At 44.0% G+C, this 6321-nt stretch carries 6 protein-coding genes; 3 read left to right on the forward strand and 3 right to left on the reverse strand.

All coding sequences use genetic code 11. From position 1 onward, the window contains the following. Positions 1–61 precede the first annotated feature (61 nt). Positions 62–361 carry a helix-turn-helix domain-containing protein gene (locus QT974_RS06955; RefSeq protein WP_333467790.1) on the forward strand — a complete coding sequence of 100 codons (300 nt, stop codon included), beginning with the start codon at positions 62–64 and terminating at the stop codon, positions 359–361. A 504-nt stretch (positions 362–865) separates the two neighbouring features. Here the strand turns inward: QT974_RS06955 and QT974_RS06960 are convergent. Together QT974_RS06960 and QT974_RS06965 are read right to left on the reverse strand one after the other, a co-directional pair. After that, the gene (locus QT974_RS06960) at positions 866–1492 is read right to left on the reverse strand and encodes a hypothetical protein (RefSeq protein WP_293183631.1); all 627 of its coding nucleotides are present in this window, start codon (positions 1490–1492) and stop codon (positions 866–868) included. Next, a complete protein-coding gene (locus QT974_RS06965) occupies positions 1492–2055 on the reverse strand; it encodes a hypothetical protein (RefSeq protein WP_333467791.1) in 564 nt (187 codons plus the stop codon). The genes QT974_RS06960 and QT974_RS06965 overlap by 1 nt, the downstream gene beginning before the upstream one ends. Before the next feature lie 819 nt (positions 2056–2874). Here QT974_RS06965 and QT974_RS06970 point away from each other — a divergent pair. Beyond that, complete coding sequence (locus QT974_RS06970) at positions 2875–3825, forward strand: tyrosine-type recombinase/integrase (protein WP_333467792.1); 951 nt, start codon at positions 2875–2877, stop codon at positions 3823–3825. A gap of 673 nt (positions 3826–4498) precedes the next feature. Here QT974_RS06970 and QT974_RS06975 read toward each other — a convergent pair. Further along, a complete protein-coding gene (locus QT974_RS06975) occupies positions 4499–5545 on the reverse strand; it encodes a Fic family protein (protein WP_333467793.1) in 1047 nt (348 codons plus the stop codon). A gap of 486 nt (positions 5546–6031) precedes the next feature. Here QT974_RS06975 and QT974_RS06980 point away from each other — a divergent pair. Next, positions 6032–6321: hypothetical protein (locus tag QT974_RS06980; RefSeq protein WP_333467794.1), on the forward strand; the 290-nt coding region annotated here is incomplete at its 3' end.

Raw genomic sequence — 6321 nt, forward strand, 5'->3', positions numbered from 1 at the left:
AAGAGTGCAGCTTGGTGTCAATTTGATACGGCGTGGGAGGAAGATTTAGAGAGGTATCAGGATGAAAAAGCCGCATACTTTGACAGATAGAGAACGCAATTTGATTGCAGTTTACAGCCAATGCCAATTGGGCATGACGCCAAGGCAGTTTTATGTCAAATGGGGGGTAAGTTACGAGCAAATTGCCGAAATTTGTTCCCGCTCTAATTCGACGGTGCGGGGTTGGTTTAAACGCGGAAAAAATCGAAGATTTCCTACTGCTGTCGATTTGCGCCATTTAGCTCTAATGGATTTTCTGCTCGAACACTTTGAGGAAATTCCAGAGATACTGGCGAGCTTGCTGTGTCCGCCTTCTGAATAATAGGGTGCATTCAAAGAGAATGCGTTAAAAGAGAATTTGAGCTGTTTGATGCACAAACATAATTAATTGTCAACATCAACGTGACCTGTCTTGAAGAATCTTGTCTCAATTAACGTAATGACAAGCAGTCAACAACGACGCAATCTATTACTGTCACTGCTGAGGTGAAAATGACCTATTCTGAGAGATTACATCCGTGGTGCATCGTTAAGTTGCTGCCTAATTGTCAGCGTATTATTGTAGCGCGATTTCGCAGGAGGAACGATGCAGACGATCATTTTCGAGTTTTGCAACGGTTAGTCAAAGAATTCACATTTGTGATTGTTTTTGACCTCCCACCAAAGCCTACTTTACCTAAAGGATAACGGCGAAAGCAGCTCTGTTTCAAGTCGAATTAATCGACATTAATCGACGAATTAATCGACGAGATACCTGGATTAGCTGAAACAGCATTCAACTCTCACCTCCCTCCAGGTAGGTGAGAGTTGATATTAGAATGCGACGTTATACACATACCTCTTTGGGAAAACGCTGCGGCACAAGTTTATATTGTTTTTCTAGCCATAAGTTCGCCTCTTCATAAGTTAAACTTAAAAATATTAGTTGATAATTTTGAGATGGATCGTAAACACAGCTAATTCCCTGCTTATCTCTAACCAATAGCATAACTTTTAGAGGAAAATTAGTTGTATCTATCCACAATTCTGTAAATTCCCAGTCATCTGATGGATGTTCCATGAGATAAAATGATGTACTTTCAATTTCCCAATCAACCCATTCTAACGGATCTTCAAAAGCACCTTCTAGCCCAAACAAACTTACTGTTTGACCAACATCGGGAAAATCATCATCTATGAGTGTTCTAGAGTTTTCTTCTAGAGGTTTGAAATGATGAGAACCAGGAGGTTCTTCTATATATCCGGTTAACTGACGTACCGATGATTTCACTCCCTCGAAAATTAGGTAAGATTTTGAGAGGAAAATTATTTCATTTTGGGGATTAAGTGGATGACTTGGTAATAAGCCTAGTTGACGGGTGGGAATGACGACTTTTGAATCGCGAATTAAAGGTGGATCGAAGTTACAATTGGTAAAATAGAGTAGGTCAAAATGATTGCTAATTATAGTCATTAAATTTTCTCCAAAATAGTAGTTTTTAAGCTAGATAACGGAATTTCTAAAGTGCCATCATTTCTGGGAGTTTCCCTAGAAAATTTTTGATTGGTAAATCTGGTGTCTAGTGGCGCGTTTTCTTGCACAACTATTAATCCCAGTTGCTCTAGGGTTTCGGCATTTGGGAGTTTGCCGAAAGGATTTCTTTTCGTGGCATTGATATAAATACGACCTCCTAGTTTTAGTACGGGTGCTGCATATTCAAGGAAATATGCCTGGGGGTTACTGGCGATAATTTGGTCTATACTCTGTCTAGGTAGTTTTGGTAACAGTTCAGCAATTGATGTTTGAATTCCTGACTCAGCTATCAAGTCAACGTTGATAGCTTCGGCCATCTGAGATGTTTTACCGCCAAATAAATCGAGGGTTATATTTTGTCCTAAGATAAGTCGATCGGTAATGAATTCGACTCCTTCTGTTATATTTAACCTTAACTCAGAAGAGAAAGCCAACGGATCGCTATTTTGAGCGGGTTCTGTGGGTTCATTAGGCGATGTTGACCGCTCGTCTTCAGTTGGCATTGTGCATATATTTTTGGGGATACTTAAGTTTGGAAAGAGTAGTAAATAATCAAAGCGCGAACTCTTTTATATTTACTCTCAAACATAACATAGATTGCATGGAAAGGCGATCGATCGCACTTTTTTTTGCAAGGGCGATCGATCTTTGATCTGGGCGATTGTAATTGGCAAATAAATGATCTGGTTATACCTCTTTTAGGAGCGATAAGTTGAAGGGATTAGGTGCGATCGCAATAATCATATAAAGTCCAGCCCCATATATTGTCTAATTTGTGCAAGTAATCTTGACGCAAGTCTGTTAACCAATACTCCGGACAGTTTTTGGAACGATACTATAGCGTTTCTCAGATAGATGAGGTATGCAATAAGGCTTGAAAGCCTTGATATTCAGGGAATAGGAGTGCACCTCATTTTTACAAGAAATGCCATACAAGCTTTACAGGCTAAGGATCGCGAAAAAGTCGAATTAAATGCAAGTCAGGGGTGGACATGACTTTGATTTAATTATCCACAGTGGCTCAAAGTCAAGCGAGGATAAGTCATTCAGTCATAGAAAAACTGTCCGAAGTATTGTTAACGAAAAACGAGCTTGCATCCCCCGTGCCCCGGCCGTGGGGATGTAAGCGATTCGCGGATGGGGCCGCCAATCTAGACTTCGATCCTTTAGCCTTCCTTACTCCTTGCCGCGGCCACAAGAAAGAACACACGAGTTCGCTCGCCGGACGGCGAGAATTCACGAAATAAGAGCCAAATCGATCGATATTTTATGTCGCGGAAGGCGTAAAATTTAGTATTTATAACGTCAGTTTGAAAGAGTAAATGCTCGACTTACTTGGAGAGCAAGAGCCGGAAACCTTGAATTTGCGCTGTCCGGTCCCCCTGACTCAGCATCCAGCAGCAGTGTACCTCGACAGTTTGGGGAGCGAACGGTCAAAGGCAACCATGAGAGAAGGACTCAATATCATGGCCCGAATGCTGACTTGCTCTGAGTGTGACGCAATGACTTTGAATTGGGCTGCATTGCGCTACAAACATACGGCGGCTCTACGCTCTGCTCTAGAGAAAAAGTACGCCCCCGCGACGGTAAACCAAATGCTGTGCGCCCTGCGGCGGGTGTTAAAGGAAGCTCTGCGGTTGGATTTAATCGACCCTCAAGATTACAGTAAAGCGGTGGATGTCAGGAGTATCAAGCAATCGGGAAAAGTTAGGGGGCGCGCGCTAACGCTCTCTGAGATTGCTGCATTGATGCAAAGCTGCTCTGGTAAGACTCCTATTGATGTTAGGGATAAGGCGCTGATTGCTATCTTGCGAGGGGGTGGCATCCGTCGCGGTGAGGCGGTTAATCTGTTGAGGCGAGATTTTAACTTATCCACGGGAGCGCTGTTCGTCCGAGAGGGTAAGGGCAAGAAAGACAGGACGGTTTACCTCCCGGAGTCTGCTTGCGTTTTAGTGTCCGAGTGGCTGGAGTTGAGGGGAGAGGCAAGTGGGCCTCTGTTGTACCCGATTCGGAAAGGGGGCGAAATTCAGCGCCGGCGGATGACGGAGGATGGCGTGTTGAAGATTGTGCAGCGGCGGGCTAAACTCGCTGGGGTGGAGTCTTTTAGTCCCCACGACTTCCGGCGCACGTTTTGCTCGGACCTCCTCGATGCTGGGGTGGATATTGTTACGGTGCAAAAGTTGGCGGGTCATGCTTCTCCGGTAACTACGGCAAAATATGACAGGCGCGGCGAGGAAACTAAGCGGCGGGCCGTGCAGCATTTAGAATTTTAGCGCTTTTTAGAACTACATAAAATTGATACAAAGTGGATAAGACAGACATCTAGAACTGCTATATCCTGAAAATACAACGGGGATTAAAATCCTCCGAGTTGCTTCCCTCTCAGCACGCTTTGTGTCTGAGTTTCCCGTGAGGTTTGGATGAAACTTATACAGCAGATTCCAGGTAAATAAAGTACACCTTAATCCCAAGCACTTACCCAAATGGTTGACAAACCCTTGCAACCGTACTCCATAAACCTGGAAATTGCTGTAGCAATTTATTTAGGAATTACGCAACCATAGGAGGCGACTCAGGAATAGAGATGCGTTTGTCTTGCCCTGCCCCCCGGACAGGGACGCGATGGCGACTGCAATCATGGCTTTAGGGACATCGGGTTTTCTCTATATATCGTCATCTAAAAAACGAAATTAGTCAATATCTAATTCACTAAAAAGCTACTTTTACTATTTTAGTCTATCAAGCTTCACGACAAAGCTATAAAGCTAATTTTATAAAATGACTAAAAGCTAAATTACTAAAATTAGCAATGGAGCGGAACTCGCGCAGTCCTGGCACGCGCGAGCGCGTGGGAACGGCGATCGCTTGTTTTTGAATTGCCGTTGTGCTACTATCTGTTGAGCAAAAGCAATCACCGCCTCTGAAATGCGTTCCCTTGGAAATTGTCTATAACTTTCGCCACCGCGCATCCACTCCCCGTCCCACACATTTAATTCTTCCCTCATCCCGTTCTTGACGCAAAATGCGACGAATTAAATCCACAGAAACCACCGGACAACGTTGCTGTAATTCTCGCATTGAAAACTCCCAAGGCAAACTCTCAATTGCCTGTAAAACCATTGCCGTTTTCGTTCCTTTTGCTCCTCCAATTACCCCAACCCGCTGCTCAAATTCTCGATAAGTTCCCAGTAACATTACGCCTAAAAAATACTCCCACCAAGGCAACAAGCTATGCTTCCCCTCATGCCAATTTTGAGAAGATTGGTACAAGGCATCATAATAGCTGTCTTTGGTGCGCTCCACAATTTGTTCCAAACTAATAAACTGCCCTACTTCATAACCCGCTTGATACAACAATAACAGGGTCAGCAATCTTGCCATTCGTCCGTTACCATCCAGAAACGGATGAATGCACAAAAAATCGAGAACATAACTAGCAATCAGTAACAATGGTTCAATCTCACCTTCACGGGAAAATAGATTAAATTTCTCATGCAACTCTTCCATAGCATGAGAGGTGGCATAGGCGGCAACAGGAGTAAATCGCACTATTTGTCTACCATCAGTTGTGGTTGCCGTAATTAGATTTTCTGTTGTTTTCCAACAGCCACCTAAACCGACGCTAAATTGATATAAATCGCGATGAAACTGCAAAACAATATTCGGAGTAAATGGAATATAACCATAGCTAGCGTGAATTGTATTCAGCACATTCCGATAGCCCGCGATTTCCTGTTCTGAACGATCCCTTGGTGCTGTGCGTTCCGTTACTAATTTGCGAATTCGCGCCAGAGGAACGGTAATTCCTTCAATGCGGTTAGAAGATTCGGTACTTTGAATAATCGCAGTTTGCCGCAAAGTTTCTAGCACTTGTGGTGCTTGTTGTTTGTACAATTCCTGTTTACCTTTGTACTCCCCAATTAAGCGAATCGTCTGGAGCAGTTTTTGGGTAATCGGTTGCTGGGTTAAAAAGGTCTGTTCAAAAGATTTCATTGATTAAAAGCACCACTGTAATAGCCATTGAGTCGCTTAGGTCTATTATATAAGTATTTTTAATATAGGTACTACTCTGGTCACAGTACCTATATTAAAGGTATTGTACCCGATCGCATTTGTACTGTTTTGTGTGTCAAAGGTCGCCAGCTTCCCACCGGGACTACGGTACCAATACCCTGGAATAAGGGGCTAAATGCCCAAATTAACGAACGCTATTTTCCTCCACAGACTCTATAGATGCGTGTTCAAAAGGCGCGGCGCGTGTTTAAAAGGCGCGGTGCGTGTTTAAAAAGGCGCGGTGCGTGTTTAAAAAGGCGCGGTGCGTGTTTAAAAAGGCGCGGCGCGTGCTTAAAAGGCGCGCGGTGCGTGTTTTATAGCAATTGAACAACTTGATTAAAAGCGCTTCGCGCTGGAGCAAAAACCACCTGTCCCGAATTGGAAGTGGCTCAGGTGAGACAACCCCAGAACAAGGAGTCAAAAGCTATGTTAGGAGAAATTTTTTCTGACAAAATCGCAGTATTGCAAGAAGAAATCCGCATCAAAGAAGCGCAGGTATCGTCGCTGCAATCCGCAGAACTTAGCGTTATCGATGCGATGGCTGCATTGAGTTCCGCCATCGCCACAGCAACCGAAATAGCACCACTGGCGATCGAAAAATTGAAAAAGTCGGTCATGTCCTTGTGGGACAATGACCCTAACGACAGAGCCCCCGATGATGGCAACCAAGACAGCAACAGCCATCCCGAAAACAGTGGCAACAGCAACCAAGACAG

It is taken from the genome of Microcoleus sp. BM001215392 (genome assembly GCF_036700185.1).
GTDB lineage: Bacteria > Cyanobacteriota > Cyanobacteriia > Cyanobacteriales > Microcoleaceae > Microcoleus.